Genomic DNA, 16,057 nt, shown 5'->3' with positions numbered 1-16,057 from the left:
AATATGATTTATTTAGATAATAGTGCAACGACAAAACCATTTAAAGAAGTATTAGATTCCTTTGTAACGGTTTCAAGTGAATACTTTGGCAATCCTTCCTCCCTACATAGTTTAGGGGGACAGGCTGAAAAGCTCTTATCACAAGCAAGGGAACAGCTGGCGAAGCTAATAAAGGTAAAGCCGGCTGAGATTTATTTTACCTCAGGTGGAACCGAAAGTAATAATATTGCAATAAAAGGTGCGGCCCGATTGAATAGAAATAAAGGACGTCACATCATTACATCAAGTGTGGAGCACGCCTCTGTCAGGGCTGCTATGGAGGAGCTCGAACAGGAAGGTTTCGAGATCACCTATCTTCCTGTAGACGAGAACGGAAGAGTTGGTGTGGATGATGTCGAAAAAGCAATTCGAAAAGATACAATTCTCATTTCGATCATGCAGGTGAATAATGAAGTGGGCAGCGTTCAGCCGATAACTGAAATTGGCGAAATACTAAAAAATTATTCCCAAATCTTATTTCATGTTGATACCGTTCAGGGCATTGGCAAAGTACCCCTGTCTTTAAAGAATAGCAATGTGGGCCTTTGCTCACTGTCAGCTCATAAATTCCATGGGCTAAAAGGGACAGGCGCGCTGTTTATTCGTGAAGGAGCCAGACTCGCTCCATTATTTTCAGGGGGTAATCAAGAACGAAAGATGCGCAGCGGCACGGAAAATGTTGCAGGGGCAGTTGCCATGGCAAAAGCATTAAGAATGACTATGGATAAAAGTGAAGCAGGTTTGGAAAGAATGAAGAAAATCCAGAGCATGCTAAGAACGGAGCTAAATGAAATAGATGGTGTCAAGATCCATACACCAGTCATACATTCAGCACCCCATATTGTAAACTTTTCCCTTATTGGGATGAGATCGGAAGTGTTTATCCACGCTCTTGAGCAGCAGGGTGTATTTGTTTCGACGACAAGTGCTTGCTCATCAAAAAGGAAATCACCTAGTAAAACGCTGCTTGCCATGGGTGTTCCCGAGAGTTTAGCGGAAAGTGCCATCAGGGTCAGCCTCTCCTTTGAAAATACGGAAGATGAAACAAAAACAGCTGTTTCAGTGATTAAAAAAACAGCAAACCAATTACGAAAGGTTATGGATTAAATGAAATATGATCGAATATTAATTCGCTATGGCGAGATTTCAACGAAGGGGCGAAATCGCAATAAATTTGTTGATAAACTTCGAAAAAGTGTAAGAATTGCACTCGCTCCCTTTCCAAACATTAAGATTGAATCAAGCCGAGATCGGATGTATGTGTTATTAAATGGTGAAAATGGAATAGAAATCATGGGAAGATTAAAGACTATATTTGGGATTCAATCCTTTAGCCCGGCAATCAAGGTGGAAAGAGATGTACCATCCTTAAAAGAGACGTCACTGGAATTAGTTCAATCCTTATACAAGGATGGGCAAACGTTTAAAATTACACCTAAACGGTCGGATAAAACATTTGAATTGAATACAGAAGGAATCAATCACACAATTGGCGGTCATTTACTGCAACATATTCCGGGACTCAAAGTGGATGTGAAAAATCCGGATATTAATTTACGGATTGAAGTCCGAAAAGAAGCCGTTTATCTTTCTTGCGAAACGATACAGGGTGCGGGTGGGCTTCCAATCGGATCAAGCGGGAAAGCGATGCTCATGCTTTCCGGTGGCATTGACAGCCCTGTGGCCGGCTATTTGGCGATGAAACGTGGATTAGAAATCGAAGCCGTTCATTTTTTTAGTCCCCCATTCACGAGTGAGCGGTCAAAGGAAAAAGTAATTGATTTATCTAAAAAGCTAGCGGAGATATACGGTTCCATCACCATGCATATAGTGCCGTTTACAGATATTCAACAAGCAATTCGTGAGCAAATTCCGGAAAACTATTCGATGACAACGACAAGAAGAATGATGCTGCGAATCACAGATGAGATTCGGAAAAGACAGGAAGGGCTTGCTATTGTTACAGGCGAAAGCCTTGGGCAGGTTGCAAGTCAGACATTAGAGAGCATGTATGCGATCAATGAGGTTACGAATACACCTATTTTGCGCCCATTGATTACAATGGATAAAACAGAAATCATAAAACTGGCAGAGGAAATCGATACATTTGAAATATCTAACAGACCGTTTGAAGATTGCTGTACCATCTTTGTTCCATCCTCACCTAAAACAAAACCGAAAAGAGAAAAAGTCCAACATTTTGAAAGCTATTTTGATTTTGAACCATTGATTCAGGTAGCGGTTCAAGAGGTTGAGACGATCGTCGTTAAACGGGAGGACGAACAGAAATCGGAATTTGAATCATTATTTTAGTAACTAAGAATAGTGACAAAGATTGAACATTTTGTGAACAATTACCAATTAGAATTTGGAATGAACCTTGTGGGTTTTACACAATCTATACTCACAAGGAGGTGATATCACATGGCAAGCAACAACTCAAATCAATTACTAGTTCCTGGTGTTGAACAAGCTCTTGACCAAATGAAATATGAAATCGCAAATGAATTTGGTGTTAATCTTGGAGCAGATACTACTTCACGTGCTAACGGTTCAGTTGGTGGTGAAATCACAAAACGTCTAGTAGCAATGGCTGAGCAACAATTAGGCGGAGGATTTTCTCGTTAATTAAAAATTAATACAATGGCTACAGAGAGTGCGGAGGATCTCCTCCCACTCTCTTTTTAATTCCCACTTTTAGATAATAGGTATATAATTAGTATCAGGTACTAGGAGTAAATAAATATTAATTAATATTTAAAATTTTTGTTTATTTCTGTATAATTTTAATATAGTACAATTATTTTTGAGGAGGAGAAACCATGAAAAGAGAAGATTTGATTGCACCCGAAAAGTATAATCTTGTTTCTGAAATGGAGCGTTTTGCTCAAGACCCGGAAAGAATTGCCTTAAAGTGGGAAAATGAGTCAGGAGAAACGAAGCAAGTTACATATATGCAATTAATGAAGGCGGTAAATCAAGCGGGAAATGTTTTTACCCAGAATGGTTTAATGAAAGGCGACGTCGCTCTCGTCATTGTACCTCGTCTAATTGAAGCCTACGTTGTCTATTTGGCAGCATTAAAGGCAGGCATGGTTGTCATTCCTAGTTCAGAAATGCTGAGGCAAAAGGATTTACAATATCGTATTTCACATGGAGATGTAAAGGCTGTTATTAGTTATTATCCTTATGTAGATCAATTTGAACATATTACCGAAACTCAGCCGCTTGTTAAGTTCACTCTAGGTGCGGCGGAGAAGGGCTGGGTCCATCTAGATGCTGAAATGAGAAATGCCAGTGAGGAATTCCCGATTGCAGATACGCTTCGCGATGATATGGCATTTTTATCTTATACATCAGGAACCACTGGAAATCCAAAGGGTGTTGTCCACACACATGGATGGGCCTTTGCCCATTTAAAAACAGCGGCACCTAAATGGCTTTGTATTGAAGATGGCGATACCGTTTGGGCAACTGCAGGCCCTGGCTGGCAAAAATGGATTTGGAGTCCGTTCCTATCCGTTCTTGGCTCAGGCGGCACTGGTTTAGTCTATAACGGAAAATTTGAACCGAAGAAATATTTAAGCCTGCTGCAAAAATATGATGTCAATGTGCTTTGCTGTACACCGACTGAGTATCGATTAATGGCAAAGGTAGACAATTTATCCGACTATCAATTACCAAACCTTCACAGTGCTGTTTCAGCGGGTGAGCCGTTAAATCGTGAGGTGATTGAAACCTTTAGAAAGTATTTTACCATTGATGTCCGCGACGGCTATGGGCAAACCGAAAATACCCTTCTTGTCGGTGTAACAAAAGGCATGGAATTGAAACCAGGGTCAATGGGCAAGCCGACACCTGGAAACAGAGTTGAAATTATTAATGATGAGGGTCAGGTTTGTGCGGTCGGAGAGGTTGGTGATATTGCGGTTCATGTGGAAACACCTGCCTTGTTTAAAAACTACTATAAAGATCCGGAAAGAACGGCGATGCAGTTCCGCGGTGATTATTATGTGACAGGTGATAAAGCAAAAATGGACGAGGAAGGCTATTTTTGGTTCGAAGGCCGCGGTGATGACATTATAATTAGCTCGGGCTACACGATTGGACCGTTTGAAGTAGAAGATGCCCTCGTCAAACATCCATTTGTAAAAGAGTGTGCCGTTGTTGCAAGTCCGGATGAAATTCGCGGCTTTATTGTCAAAGCATTCGTTGTCTTACAAGAAGATATCGACGCAGCTGATCCTGATTTAACGAAAACCTTGCAGGAGCATGTAAAAACACTTACTGCACCGTACAAATATCCAAGGAAAATTGAGTATTTGACAGAGCTTCCGAAAACAACCTCAGGGAAAATTCGCCGAATTGAGTTGCGCCAAAAAGAAATGGAATCAGTAAAATAATTTTATGAAAACAAGCTGGCCGCAATATCGGCTGCTTGTTTATTTTCACAGATAAGAAAGTATAAAATTTCGACTTTGAGAAATGTCTAGCTCCAAGCCCTAGCGGCTAGTGTCCTTCGCACTCCGCCCTACGATAAGTCAACATCGAATCGCCTCCGGCTCTTCGTGTTTCCTTTATCTCAGTTGGAGTGCTCCAGGCCATACGCCGCTGACCAGGGCGCTTGCGCTTTTCTTATATTGAAGAAGTTTACATAAATAAACTCCCCTATTATTTACTTTTCACGTTATAATGGAGATATTTCGAAACTAGAAAGAATAGGGGCTCGTGGAGACAGATGAAAAAAACAGATACACAGACGGGAACCATTTATGCCGGTTTTTCCTATTTTATTTGGGGATTGCTGCCAATTTATTGGAAGCTTTTAGAACATGTAAATGCACTGGAGATTCTGGCAAACCGCATTTTTTGGTCGTTTACTTTTATGCTGATCGTTCTTTTCTTTACGAAAAAGTGGGGATTATTAGTCCGTACCTTAAAAGGATTTGCCCAAAATCAAAGGCAAATCTACGCATTGGCGATCGCCTCCTTGATCATTAGCGGCAATTGGTTTATTTATATTTGGGCAGTGAATAGCGGTCACATGATTGAAGCAAGCCTAGGGTATTATATTAATCCCCTTGTCAGCATTTTATTGGGAATGCTTGTGTTGAAGGAGAAATTAACTATATACCAATATGGCTCGTTCATTTTAGCTGCAATAGGGGTATTAATCATGACGTTTTCGCATGGATCTTTCCCTTGGATTTCAATTTCCTTGGCCTTAACCTTTGCTGTCTATGGATTGGCTAAAAAGCTGATTAATGTGGATTCTGCGGTTGGCTTAACATTGGAAACATTTGTCGTTTCGCCGATTGCTGCTATTTACGTGATTTTCTTATTTGTACAAGGGTCGAATTCCTTTTTAACAGCGAGCGTAGGAACAGACTTATTATTGATTGGTGCAGGAGTTGCAACTGCCGTGCCGCTTCTTTATTTTGCAAAGGGGGCACAGAAAATTCCACTCTCCTTACTTGGCTTTCTCCAATACATCGCACCAACATTAACCCTTATTTTAGGTGTTTTTGTATATCAGGAGCATTTCACAAAAACACAACTTTTAGCCTTTCTATTTATTTGGTCGGCCTTAACCATATATTCATTATCGAAAAGTAAGCTATTGCCTAAAAAAGAATTTAAAAATGAAAAACAGGCGACTCTTTAAAGAAAAACCTTATCCGCAGAACGGGTAAGGTTTTTTTACTTTATAAGAATGTCCGCTTCACTTTATCCCAGAAGGAGTTGTCCTTTAATTTTAAGGTTTTAATCTTTTTGTCACTAATTTTAATTTTAATTTTATCCGTATAACGGATGCTTAAGGCTTCATTGTCCATACCCATTGTCGGATAATCATTGCCTTCTGATACGACCTTAAGGGTTAGTGATCGCTCAGCCCCGACGATAAAAGAAGAGCCAAGTGTACGGTAACGGTTCGTATTCACAGAAGCGACCTCACTAACCTGCATGCAAGAAAGGAGCGGGTCAACAATCGAACCATTTACCGACTTATTATATGCGGTACTTCCAGTTGGTGTTGCAACAACGAGTCCATCCCCGCGGAACGTTTCTAAATGGAGCTCGTCAACAAATACATCGATGACGAGTGTTTTAATAATAGAGGAGCGAATGCTGAATTCGTTTAAACACGGGAAAGTCCCTTTACCATCCACGTCCACTTCAATTAATGGATAACGGCGGACTTCGATATGTTCACTAGAGGTCATTGTTTCAATCATTTTTGACGTATCGCTGATTCGAAAATCACAGTACATACTTAAACTGTTTTGCGTTGAAACTCCTAAATAAAGACAGTCATCACGAAAGCCTGTTTTCCTAACAGCCTGTAGAAATGTGCCATCGTCCCCGAGGCTGGCAATAATATTTGCCTTACGATAATCTTTAACAATCGTAAATCCATAGCGTTCAGCCAATTCGATTAAGGGAGCCGCTTTTGACAGCATGTCCGCATCCCGTTTGTGATATAAATAAATATTGCGTCGTTTTTCCATTTCCTAGGCCTCCTATGTAAAGATGATAATAAATGTAACATTTGGAAATTAAACTTTGATAAAATAATGATAGTCTAAAATTAGTTTAGCACTTTTTTGAAACAATATGAAAGAATGTGATTTTTAGACGGAAGACAGAAGGGGGAAATACATATGAATGGAAAAAGATGGGCCGCACTTGGGATTGCTGCCGCATTATTTTTTGTTTCGGTTGTTATTAATTTTTTATCGGCATTCGCATTTAAAGGAATAGAAACGGATTTCACCGATTTCATGGCTGCATCCGAACAGTCCTTTACGGAGGAAGTTGTCAAAGATGGCAGCGAATTAAAGAAAATCGTGATTCTTGATGTCGATGGTGTCATCCAAGATACTGGCGAAACAGGGTCATTTTTGCAAAGCGCAGGTTATAATCATCAAGATTTTCTGAAAAAGTTAAACTATCTGAAAGAGGACGATACGGTTAAGGGCGTCATTATTAGAGTAAATTCACCAGGAGGCGGTGTTGTGGAAAGCGCAGAAATTCACGACAAGCTGGTTGATCTCCAAAAGGACAGTAAAAAACCGGTCTATATTTCGATGGGTTCGATGGCCGCTTCAGGAGGTTATTATATCTCAACGGCAGCGAAAAAGATTTTCGCCAGTCCGGAAACCTTAACCGGCTCGCTAGGCGTCATAATGGAAGGATATAATTACAAGGGATTGGCTGATAAATATGGTGTAGATTTTGTCACGATTAAAAGTGGTAAGTATAAAGATATCATGAGTCCAACGAGAGAAATGACAGAGGATGAGCGGGCAATTTTACAAAAGATGATTGATAATTCCTATGAAGGATTTGTTAAGGTCATTTCGGAGGGCCGCCATATGAGTGTGGATGAAGTGAAAAAGATTGCGGATGGCCGGGTATACGATGGCCGTCAGGCAAAGGAAATTAAGCTTATTGATGATTTTGGCTATTTAGAAGATGTGATCGACCAAATGAAAAAACAGGAGAAGCTTAAAGGGGCAAAGGTTATCCGTTATTCGGATGATCTAGGTTTTGGCTCATTATTTACGTTTCAGGCAAAAAAACTAATCAGTGATAATGTGGAAATGGCAGGACTTATGAAAATTCTTTCCAAGCCTAATTCACCACGCCTGATGTACTTATATGCGGAATAAGGGGGGCGAAGCGAATGGAAACAAATGATAATCAAGAAATGACAAATGAATCTGCGTCAAATCAGATAGATGACCATAGTGCTGCTAATCCCCCTTCTGAAGAGGACAGAATTCCAGACCCGGTTTTGCAAAGCTTCCCGGTGCGTTATGCAGGTTTCTGGATGCGTTTTTGGGCCTACCTGCTTGATTTAATTGTCGTGGGGAGTATCGGCAGGTTGTTGATCAATCCATTATTTCGGGCGCTTGATATTTCCTTATCGGAATTTAACATGTTTGCTCCTATTTCGATAGCATCAGCGGTTATCTTTTATTTATATTTTGTCTTGATGACAAAATATTTTAAGCAAACGCTTGGAAAAATGGTCTTTGGCTTAAAGGTAATTGACTTGAAAAGTGATAAATTATCTTGGGGAACGGTTCTTTTTCGCGAATGGATCGGCCGTTTTATATCAGCAACCGTTATCATCGGCTATTGTCTTGTTGCCTTTTTACCGAAAAAGCAAGGGCTGCATGACCTTTTCACAGATACAACTGTTATTCATACAGAACGATAAATTCGAAAAAATCAAACCTGTCAACATCGTGTTGACAGGTTTATTTTTATTATAAAAGTAAATAATAATAGGCTGAAAGGTTGTGAACTAATTGTTTTGGCTTTGGCTAACCTTATCCATCTTATTGGTCTTATTCATTATCATAATTCTTACGAAATTAACGATTCTTGTAAATTATTATCATCATAATGACAATGATGATTTAATGATAGAGTTTCGGGTATGGTTTGTAATTAAGTATAAAATCAATGTTCCATTAATAAAGATTGATGATGATTCACCAAGTGTCGTGGTTAAAAGTCATTCACATATGGGAGATTCAGATCCTGAAAATCCTGAGCATAAGGTGAACCAAATCACTAATAAAGATGTAACAGCAAGTTTGAAAAAGACGAAAGAAATTCTGGAGAAAGTTTTCAATTTGCATGTCATTGTAAGAAAGTTCTTTCGTAAGGTAACGGTAAAAAAACTGGAATGGGATTCGCTCGTTGGGCTTGGTGATGCTGCACATACAGGGATGGTAACAGGGGCAGTTTGGGCTTTAAAAGGGAGCATTATCGGCCTTATGAGTCATTATTTACGCCTAAAGCAAATGCCTCGTATATCGGTAACACCTCATTTTCAAGCTGCCGTTATTCAAACAAGATTTTCGTGTATGTTTCAGTTTCGAATCGGGCATGCTATTCTCGCAGGATTAAAACTGATTAAATTCTGGAAGGGCGGGAAACTTCGCCCAAATAGTAACAATCTTAAAAATGAAAAAACGAATTCTGTTTGAAAGAGGAGGAAATAGCCATGTCTGACCACCCAATTCAAGGTTTGATGACGACTGCAATGGAAAGCTTGAAAGAAATGATTGATGTGAATACCATCATTGGTGATCCGGTGGAAACCCCTGACGGAAGTGTTATATTAACAGTATCTAAGGTTGGTTTTGGATTTGCTGCCGGCGGCAGTGAGTTCAAGCTTGACAGCTCACAATCCCAAGGTCAAGGGCAGAGTCAAGGACAAGGACAAAGTGGGGGCCAGTCAAAGCAGCTGCCATTTGGCGGCGGTAGCGGCGGCGGAGTTTCTATTACCCCAATTGCCTTTTTAATCGTTAACTCTCATGGGGTCAAAATGTTGCATCTCGATGAAAGTACCCACCTCTATGAGAAGATTCTTGAACTTGCGCCGCAGGCAGTTGATAAAATACAGCAAATGTTCTCGAAAAAGGATGAGAATAAACAACAGCAAAACCATCAGCAGCAGCCAAAAGTGGATCTTGAATTATAAGGCAAAGGTTAATCTTCCAGCCTTTTGGGAGGTTAACTTTTTCTTTTGGCCGAAAGTCAGTCGGCGAGTGTTCTTTAGGAATTCAAATAATTGCAAAAAGGCTGTTGAAAAGATATATTTACACTGTACATATTAAAGTCAATCACTCTCCAAGGGAATGACTTTAAAACGACAAAGGAGGATGAAGGAAATGGCAAATGTAACATTTAAAGGCAATAGCGTCACATTACTAGGCAATGAAGTAAAAGTGGGTGACAAGGCACCCAATTTTACGGTACTGGCAAATGATCTATCAGAAGTAACGTTAGAAAGTACAAAAGGGCAAGTTCGTTTAATCACGTCCGTACCTTCTTTAGATACTGGCGTTTGTGATGCGGAAACCCGCCGCTTCAATGAAGAAGCAAACAGCTTAGGAAACGTAAAAGTTTTAACAGTGAGCGTGGACTTACCATTTGCACAAAAGCGCTGGTGTGCTGCAGCAGGAATTGAAAATGTGCAAACACTTTCTGACCACCGCGATCTATCTTTTGGAGAAGCATTTGGGGTTGCAATCCAAGAATTAAGATTACTAACCCGTGCGGTTTTTGTGGTTGACTCGAACGATACTGTAACATATGTAGAATATGTCAGCGAAGCAACGAACCACCCGAATTATGAAGCAGCACTTGAAGCAGCTAGAAACGCAAAATAAAATAGCCAAAGAAAGGCCTCAGTAATTGCGAGGCCTTTTTACTTGTTTAAAAAAACCAAACTCGTATAAAATGAATAAGGAAATTTAGTATTGGAGGGGAAACAATGAAACTTTCTCCAGTGGAGCAGCTATTTACCCTTTTTAATGAAACAGCACTTATTTTACAAGAGGAATTGTCCTGCGGTTACCTGGAGGCCTTGGCGGAGACAGGAGAAAACCTATTTCAGGGTACCATCTTGCAGGAAGAGCTTAGTGAGTTAACGCTAAAGCGTCTAAAGAAAGTATATGAAGAGATCCAATTAGTCAAATATTCCAATGAGGATATTCGAAAAGCCTATCAGCTTGTTATCTTAAAAGGGATGAAGGAAAATGTACAGCCTAATCATCAAATGACCCCAGATTCTGTTGGAATGCTGATGGGGTATCTCGTGGAAAGATTTATTGAGCAGCCATCCTTCCGTCTTCTCGATCCGGCTATTGGAACGGGGAATTTATTAACTACCGTTTTAAATCATGTACATAAAAATATTACGGCAATTGGTGTAGAGATTGACGATATCCTAATCAAACTGGCGTATGTAAATGCTAACTTACAAGAACATCCCATTCAGTTGTTCAATCAGGATGCCCTGGAGCCTTTGTTTATCGATCCGGTTGATGCTGTTATTGCGGATTTGCCGGTTGGCTTTTATCCAAATGACGTGAGAGCGGCAGATTATCAATTACAGGCACCTGAGGGTCATTCCTATTCGCATCATTTATTTATCGAGCAAAGTGTCCGGCATACCACTCCTGGCGGATACTTATTCTTTCTTATACCAAACGGCCTGTTTGAGAGTGAACAGGCACCGCAGCTGCACGAATTTATCAAGGAAAATTTAATTGTTCAAGGACTGCTTCAATTACCAACAAGCATGTTTAAAAATAAAAATTCAGCTAAGAGTATTTTGGTTTTACGAAAAAAAGGGGAAGGTGTTAAGCCGCCAAAGCAAGCATTGCTCGTTAATTTACCAAGCCTGTCAAGCCCTGTTGGTATGGACAATATTCTCTCTAAAATTGAAAAATGGTTTCAAGAAAATAAAGGATAAAACTGAGGAGCCTCCCGGTTTTATCCTTTTTATTTAATTTTCAAAAAATATGAAATTTGTGAAAAGATGAACATTTGCGATGGAACCGTTACCACTGGATTTATCCCTTGAAATGTCTGATTTTCAATGATTAAATGAGAAATTGAGGGAAATAAACAAGATAGGTTTGCACAAAATAAAGTGTACTATTCAATTATCATAAATAACGATGTTGTTATATAAAAGGAGCGGTTATAAAGATGGCGAAGATTATTGCGATTAATGCAGGCAGTTCATCCTTGAAGTTTCAATTGTTTGAAATGCCAAGTGAAGAAGTCATTACAAAAGGACTGATTGAAAGAATTGGCCTAAAAGATTCAATTTTTAATATTACGGCTCATGGTGAAAAGATTCAGGAAATCATAGATATCCCTGACCATGAAGTTGCAGTAAAAATGCTATTAGATAAATTAACAACTTTAGAAATTATTCAATCTTTAGATGAAATCGAAGGAATTGGTCATCGTGTTGTCCATGGTGGAGAATCCTTCGATGATTCAGCATTGATCACAGATGAAGTGCTAAACAAGATTGAGGAACTATCAGAGCTGGCTCCGTTACATAATCCAGCTAATGCAACCGGTATTATAGCGTTTAAACAAGTCCTTCCGAACGTACCAGCAGTTGCTGTTTTCGACACAGCCTTTCATCAAACAATGCCGGAAAGTTCTTTCCTGTACAGTCTTCCCTATCAATATTACAAAGAATATGGCATTCGTAAGTATGGTTTCCATGGTACAAGCCACAAGTATGTATCCCAGCGTGCAGCAGAACTATTAGGCCGCCCTGTTGAACAGCTTCGGTTAATCTCATGTCATTTAGGGAACGGGGCAAGTATTGCTGCTATCGAAGGCGGGAAATCCATCGATACATCCATGGGCTTTACACCACTTGCAGGTGTCACAATGGGGACACGTTCAGGTAATATTGATCCGGCACTTATTCCATACATCATGGAAAAAACCGGCCAGACCGCTGATGAGGTTTTAGATGTGTTAAATAAAAAGAGTGGTATGTTAGCCGTTTCTGGATTTTCAAGCGACTTAAGGGATATTGAAATTGAAGCGAAAAAGGGTAATGAACGGGCTCAGCTGGCATTGGATGTCTTTGCGAATAGAATCCATAAATATATCGGTTCCTATGCTTCCCGTATGAACGGGGTAGATGCCATTATTTTCACTGCTGGTATCGGTGAAAATAGTGACACGATTCGAGAAAATGTCTTAAAAGGTCTTGAATTTATGGGCATCTATTGGGATCCGGCACTTAATAAAGTAAGAGGCGAGGAAGCATTCATCAGCTATCCACATTCACCAGTTAAAGTATTAATTATCCCAACAAATGAAGAAGTAATGATTGCCCGTGACGTTGTTCGTTTAGCGGATGTTCGGTAAAATAATCATAAATAAAAAGACAAAAGCTGAACTGCTTTTGTCTTTTTTAAGTTCCCAATTCTTTGTGATATACTGGAAAAAGAAGCATATTACAGGAAGGGGGCCCCACATATGCCATTGACAAGCAGGGAAACAAGCGTTTTGAATGAAATCCGGTTGTGGGAAGAAAGTTTGCTCAATTATGAGGCAAATGATTTTCAATTAACCTATGAAAAATATTTGGAGCGTTCATTTTTATTGCTGCCAGAAAATGTTCAACGTCAATTTTTTTCGCTTATTGATACGTGGTTATTTCATTTACATGGGTTCATACAGGGCTCGCAGCTTCAAATGGATGCAAAAGAAAGAATACTTTCTTCGGGAAGGGTTTTTCTAAAAAATATAGAAGAAGTAGCGGATTTAAAGCAATTGGACATAGAGCAATTACAATACATAGCAGAACAGCAAATTGCCAGGCATCGGTTTTATTCGTTTGCCCAAGGGGGGCTTGCGGGGACAGGGGGCGCACTTCTGCTCAGTACCGACATTCCTGCAATGGCTGTCATTAATTTAAGGGTCGTGCAATTAATTGCCATGACGTATGGATTTGAAGTCAATACACCATATGAAATGATGACATCACTGAAAGTTTTTCATACGGCTACATTGCCGCCAAGAATCCGGAGAGAGGGCTGGACCTCATTAATGGAGGATTTAGACGGAAATGATGGTCATTATTTTTATCAGGGAAAGGATGAGATTACCGATATTACCTGGCTGGAACAGCCTGTGCAGCAATTATTAAAAGCAATGGTTATTGCCTTGTTTCGAAAAAAAGTCATTCAGGGGATTCCCCTTGTCAGCATGGCCATCGGGGCAGGTGCTAATTATCAATTAACGAGAAAGGTAACGGACCTTGCCCATAAATATTATCAGCTTCGTTACCTCAAAGAAAAAGAGGAGTTTTTAGGATGAGCACGCATGAACATAAAAAAGAAGCACCGAAGTCGGTTACATGTAAAGTGATTACAGTTAGTGACACAAGAAATAAAGAAACAGACAAAAGCGGCAAGCTGATGATGGAACAACTGGAAGGGGCGGGACATTCCATTGTTGATTATGTCATTGTTAAAGATGAGGCATCACACATTAAAAATGAAATCTTAAAGGGCTGCGAACGGGTAGACATTGACGTGATTCTGACGAATGGCGGTACAGGAATTGCAAAGCGTGATGTAACGATTGAAACTGTTCAAAGTCTGCTTGAAAAAGAAATCGTTGGTTTTGGAGAATTATTCAGGATGCTTAGCTATCAAGAGGATATCGGCTCTGCGGCCATTCTTTCGAGGGCCATTGCTGGTGTCGTCAACAATACGGCCGTGTTCTCAACCCCGGGCTCAAGCGGAGCAGTAAAGCTGGCAATGAACAAACTAATCCTGCCTGAGATAGGGCATGTTGTACGAGAAATCAAAAAAGACCTTTAAATCGACTTCGAGAATTGTCCAGCTTCAGCGCCCTAGCGGCTAGTGTCCTTCGCTCCCCACCCTACGATAAGTCAACATCGAATGCGCCTCCGGCTCTTCGTGTTTCCTTTATCTCAGTTGGAGCGCTCCAGGCCATACGCCGCTGACCAGGGCGCTTCCGCTTTTCTTATTGGTGCATTTTGGTGGAGACTGTCTGGTTAGCCCGGTACCAAAGCCAAAGATCATTAATGATGGAGGCAAGGTTTGCGATATCTGTATTTAATTGACAAGAGCGGGGGAAGTCATTTTCATTTGAAAGCTGTTCCTGCTTATAGTTGATTTCCTGCTCGAGCTCAGCGATTCGGTCAGGTATGGAACCGCGGATTTGCTCCCAATTTAAGAGAATCTCCTGCTGCGTTTCTTTGCTGTAATCTTCCCATTCGATTGTCAAATCGGGAACTGAAATTCCAAGACGCGAATCAAAACAAAAATGGTCATTCATTTAAAGGCCTCCATGCTGTGTGGTTGTATATATTTTACTATAGATTGGCCCGTCATTTCACGACAAAACTATTTTCCATGAAAAAAATAAACATGCACGGGGCAAATAACACCGTGCACGTTGGATCATATCTATTCGGTCTCTTTTTCTGTTCTAACAATTAGAACGTCACATGGTGCATATCGGGTAATATGTTCGGAAACACTTCCGATAAAAAATCTTTCCACTACATTCATTCCCGTAGCTCCGCATAGGATTAAATCAATCTTGTGTTTTTTAGCTAAATCTCTAGGGATTCGTATCTTAGGAGAGCCAAATTCAATTTCATACTGTACATCTGTTAATCCGGCTTCTACAGCCTGCCTTTGATAATTTTCCAGCATGTCTTTTGCCAGTTTTTCTGCCCTGTCACCGATGACAGTGTCGTAAGCTTCGATTAAAGCAAATGACCTAGTGTCAATCACATGAACTAGTAGCATAGTAGCTTGATTGCGTTTGGCAATTTCAATCCCTTTTCGAAATGCCCAATCCGCTTCTTTTGATCCATCAATAGCGACTAAAATATTTTGATATTTGAGTCCCATGATCATCATCTCCTCACCTTGATTATACAATATTTAACAACGTATAACTGTTGCAACTTTTCGAACAATAATGTGGTAGACCAACCATGAAAGGGGAAAATGATGATGGGAAAACGGGAACTAAATAACAAGTTTTCATTTCAATTTGAGGAAAAAGGGGTAAATGAAGTAAGTGAACAGATTATGAATTCTTACAATAGTGGTTTTATTGGGGAAGGAACCGCACTTGCTGAAAGCAGCGATTTTACTGCTTCAGAGGAATAAGCAGAATGTCCATAAGGAAAAGGCTGTCCATCAAAGGGGCAGCCTTTTGCAATTTGTAAAGGTAGTCATTTGCCTCGAAAATTCGTCCATAGAGGGCGTTTACCCAAGAATCTACACCCAAACATGCATACTCTTTAGTGTGTGAATCAATAAATAACGAGGAGAGACAAAATGAATAGAGACATGCATTTAATGCCTAAGTATCAAAAATTATTTGTTGGACATCAAGACAATCTAATTCAGGATTCAAGGGTACATCACGGTGGCCACGGAGGTTTTGGCCATCATGGTGGATTTGGCCATCATGGCGGTTTTGGCTATCACGGAGGCTTTGGACATTACGGTGGTTTCGGCCGGCCATATGGATATGGATACGGTTTACCATTTTTAGGGGGACTGGCAGCGGGAGCCTTATTAACAGCACCATATGGATACGGATATGGTTATCCATATTACGGATATCCTTACCCTTACTATTATTAAGGAGTAGTTTTAGAGCTTTGCCCGAAGGG

Annotated in this window: 19 protein-coding genes; 16 read left to right on the top strand and 3 right to left on the bottom strand. The window is 40.2% G+C overall.

What is annotated here, in order from left to right; genetic code table 11:
* The first annotated feature begins 3 nt into the window (after window positions 1-3).
* The 5 genes from FAY30_RS18470 (at window position 4) to rarD (ending at window position 5,704) form a co-directional block, all read left to right on the top strand.
* Window positions 4-1,146, top strand: a complete 1,143-nt coding sequence (locus tag FAY30_RS18470; protein WP_149871255.1) for a cysteine desulfurase family protein — start codon at window positions 4-6, stop codon at window positions 1,144-1,146.
* On the top strand, window positions 1,147-2,352 hold the full coding sequence (thiI, locus tag FAY30_RS18465; RefSeq protein ID WP_149871254.1) for a tRNA uracil 4-sulfurtransferase ThiI: 1,206 nt from the start codon (window positions 1,147-1,149) through the stop codon (window positions 2,350-2,352). It begins immediately after the preceding gene.
* A gap of 111 nt (window positions 2,353-2,463) precedes the next feature.
* Window positions 2,464-2,667 (top strand): alpha/beta-type small acid-soluble spore protein, encoded by a 204-nt coding sequence (locus tag FAY30_RS18460; protein ID WP_149871253.1) that lies wholly within the window; start codon window positions 2,464-2,466, stop codon window positions 2,665-2,667.
* Between the two features lie 194 nt (window positions 2,668-2,861).
* Window positions 2,862-4,442 carry an acyl-CoA synthetase MbcS gene (gene mbcS / locus FAY30_RS18455; RefSeq protein WP_149871252.1) on the top strand — a complete coding sequence of 527 codons (1,581 nt, stop codon included), beginning with the start codon at window positions 2,862-2,864 and terminating at the stop codon, window positions 4,440-4,442.
* Between the two features lie 335 nt (window positions 4,443-4,777).
* Complete coding sequence (gene rarD / locus FAY30_RS18450) at window positions 4,778-5,704, top strand: EamA family transporter RarD (RefSeq protein WP_149871251.1); 927 nt, start codon at window positions 4,778-4,780, stop codon at window positions 5,702-5,704.
* A 40-nt stretch (window positions 5,705-5,744) separates the two neighbouring features.
* On the opposite strand, the gene FAY30_RS18445 is transcribed toward rarD, so the two are convergent.
* The gene (locus FAY30_RS18445) at window positions 5,745-6,548 is read right to left on the bottom strand and encodes an NAD kinase (RefSeq protein WP_149871250.1); all 804 of its coding nucleotides are present in this window, start codon (window positions 6,546-6,548) and stop codon (window positions 5,745-5,747) included.
* A 153-nt stretch (window positions 6,549-6,701) separates the two neighbouring features.
* Between FAY30_RS18445 and sppA the strand changes: the two genes are divergently transcribed.
* From sppA to FAY30_RS18400, 9 genes are all read left to right on the top strand, one after another.
* Complete coding sequence (gene sppA / locus FAY30_RS18440) at window positions 6,702-7,712, top strand: signal peptide peptidase SppA (protein ID WP_149871249.1); 1,011 nt, start codon at window positions 6,702-6,704, stop codon at window positions 7,710-7,712.
* Between the two features lie 38 nt (window positions 7,713-7,750).
* Window positions 7,751-8,266, top strand: a complete 516-nt coding sequence (locus tag FAY30_RS18435; protein WP_149872770.1) for an RDD family protein — start codon at window positions 7,751-7,753, stop codon at window positions 8,264-8,266.
* 91 nt (window positions 8,267-8,357) lie between these two features.
* On the top strand, window positions 8,358-9,044 hold the full coding sequence (locus tag FAY30_RS18430; protein WP_149871248.1) for a DUF2953 domain-containing protein: 687 nt from the start codon (window positions 8,358-8,360) through the stop codon (window positions 9,042-9,044).
* Window positions 9,045-9,061: 17 nt separating this feature from the next.
* The gene (gene ytfJ, locus FAY30_RS18425) at window positions 9,062-9,541 is read left to right on the top strand and encodes a GerW family sporulation protein (protein ID WP_149871247.1); all 480 of its coding nucleotides are present in this window, start codon (window positions 9,062-9,064) and stop codon (window positions 9,539-9,541) included.
* A 190-nt stretch (window positions 9,542-9,731) separates the two neighbouring features.
* On the top strand, window positions 9,732-10,232 hold the full coding sequence (gene tpx, locus FAY30_RS18420; RefSeq protein WP_149871246.1) for a thiol peroxidase: 501 nt from the start codon (window positions 9,732-9,734) through the stop codon (window positions 10,230-10,232).
* A gap of 104 nt (window positions 10,233-10,336) precedes the next feature.
* Window positions 10,337-11,320: a class I SAM-dependent methyltransferase gene (locus FAY30_RS18415; protein WP_149871245.1), complete on the top strand. Its 984-nt coding sequence runs from the start codon at window positions 10,337-10,339 to the stop codon at window positions 11,318-11,320.
* A 239-nt stretch (window positions 11,321-11,559) separates the two neighbouring features.
* A complete protein-coding gene (locus tag FAY30_RS18410; protein ID WP_149871244.1) occupies window positions 11,560-12,753 on the top strand; it encodes an acetate kinase in 1,194 nt (397 codons plus the stop codon).
* Window positions 12,754-12,864: 111 nt separating this feature from the next.
* A complete protein-coding gene (locus FAY30_RS18405; protein ID WP_149871243.1) occupies window positions 12,865-13,707 on the top strand; it encodes an EcsC family protein in 843 nt (280 codons plus the stop codon).
* Window positions 13,704-14,216: a MogA/MoaB family molybdenum cofactor biosynthesis protein gene (locus tag FAY30_RS18400; RefSeq protein ID WP_149871242.1), complete on the top strand. Its 513-nt coding sequence runs from the start codon at window positions 13,704-13,706 to the stop codon at window positions 14,214-14,216. The genes FAY30_RS18405 and FAY30_RS18400 overlap by 4 nt, the downstream gene beginning before the upstream one ends.
* A gap of 166 nt (window positions 14,217-14,382) precedes the next feature.
* Here FAY30_RS18400 and FAY30_RS18395 read toward each other — a convergent pair whose 3' ends face one another.
* Window positions 14,383-14,697: a hypothetical protein gene (locus FAY30_RS18395; protein ID WP_149871241.1), complete on the bottom strand. Its 315-nt coding sequence runs from the start codon at window positions 14,695-14,697 to the stop codon at window positions 14,383-14,385.
* A 131-nt stretch (window positions 14,698-14,828) separates the two neighbouring features.
* Window positions 14,829-15,281 carry a universal stress protein gene (locus FAY30_RS18390; protein WP_149871240.1) on the bottom strand — a complete coding sequence of 151 codons (453 nt, stop codon included), beginning with the start codon at window positions 15,279-15,281 and terminating at the stop codon, window positions 14,829-14,831.
* Between the two features lie 105 nt (window positions 15,282-15,386).
* Between FAY30_RS18390 and FAY30_RS27250 the strand changes: the two genes are divergently transcribed.
* Window positions 15,387-15,545 carry a hypothetical protein gene (locus FAY30_RS27250; protein WP_190284686.1) on the top strand — a complete coding sequence of 53 codons (159 nt, stop codon included), beginning with the start codon at window positions 15,387-15,389 and terminating at the stop codon, window positions 15,543-15,545.
* A 171-nt stretch (window positions 15,546-15,716) separates the two neighbouring features.
* A complete protein-coding gene (locus FAY30_RS18385; RefSeq protein WP_317845669.1) occupies window positions 15,717-16,028 on the top strand; it encodes a hypothetical protein in 312 nt (103 codons plus the stop codon).
* The last annotated feature ends 29 nt before the right edge of the window (window positions 16,029-16,057 follow it).

Origin of the sequence: Bacillus sp. S3, from assembly GCF_005154805.1 — a bacterium.
GTDB lineage: Bacteria > Bacillota > Bacilli > Bacillales > Cytobacillaceae > Neobacillus.
The sequence above is the reverse complement of the archived record's forward strand: the minus strand, read 5'-3'. Positions and strand labels throughout refer to the sequence as shown.

Coding starts and splice junctions, on each gene's coding strand:
- FAY30_RS18470 (WP_149871255.1), top strand. CDS start 4: ATGATTTATTTAGATAATAGTGCAACGACAAAACCATTTAAAGAAGTA.
- thiI (WP_149871254.1), top strand. CDS start 1,147: ATGAAATATGATCGAATATTAATTCGCTATGGCGAGATTTCAACGAAG.
- FAY30_RS18460 (WP_149871253.1), top strand. CDS start 2,464: ATGGCAAGCAACAACTCAAATCAATTACTAGTTCCTGGTGTTGAACAA.
- mbcS (WP_149871252.1), top strand. CDS start 2,862: ATGAAAAGAGAAGATTTGATTGCACCCGAAAAGTATAATCTTGTTTCT.
- rarD (WP_149871251.1), top strand. CDS start 4,778: ATGAAAAAAACAGATACACAGACGGGAACCATTTATGCCGGTTTTTCC.
- FAY30_RS18445 (WP_149871250.1), bottom strand. CDS start 6,548: ATGGAAAAACGACGCAATATTTATTTATATCACAAACGGGATGCGGAC.
- sppA (WP_149871249.1), top strand. CDS start 6,702: ATGAATGGAAAAAGATGGGCCGCACTTGGGATTGCTGCCGCATTATTT.
- FAY30_RS18435 (WP_149872770.1), top strand. CDS start 7,751: ATGACAAATGAATCTGCGTCAAATCAGATAGATGACCATAGTGCTGCT.
- ytfJ (WP_149871247.1), top strand. CDS start 9,062: ATGTCTGACCACCCAATTCAAGGTTTGATGACGACTGCAATGGAAAGC.
- tpx (WP_149871246.1), top strand. CDS start 9,732: ATGGCAAATGTAACATTTAAAGGCAATAGCGTCACATTACTAGGCAAT.
- FAY30_RS18415 (WP_149871245.1), top strand. CDS start 10,337: ATGAAACTTTCTCCAGTGGAGCAGCTATTTACCCTTTTTAATGAAACA.
- FAY30_RS18410 (WP_149871244.1), top strand. CDS start 11,560: ATGGCGAAGATTATTGCGATTAATGCAGGCAGTTCATCCTTGAAGTTT.
- FAY30_RS18405 (WP_149871243.1), top strand. CDS start 12,865: ATGCCATTGACAAGCAGGGAAACAAGCGTTTTGAATGAAATCCGGTTG.
- FAY30_RS18400 (WP_149871242.1), top strand. CDS start 13,704: ATGAGCACGCATGAACATAAAAAAGAAGCACCGAAGTCGGTTACATGT.
- FAY30_RS18395 (WP_149871241.1), bottom strand. CDS start 14,697: ATGAATGACCATTTTTGTTTTGATTCGCGTCTTGGAATTTCAGTTCCC.
- FAY30_RS18390 (WP_149871240.1), bottom strand. CDS start 15,281: ATGGGACTCAAATATCAAAATATTTTAGTCGCTATTGATGGATCAAAA.
- FAY30_RS27250 (WP_190284686.1), top strand. CDS start 15,387: ATGGGAAAACGGGAACTAAATAACAAGTTTTCATTTCAATTTGAGGAA.
- FAY30_RS18385 (WP_317845669.1), top strand. CDS start 15,717: ATGAATAGAGACATGCATTTAATGCCTAAGTATCAAAAATTATTTGTT.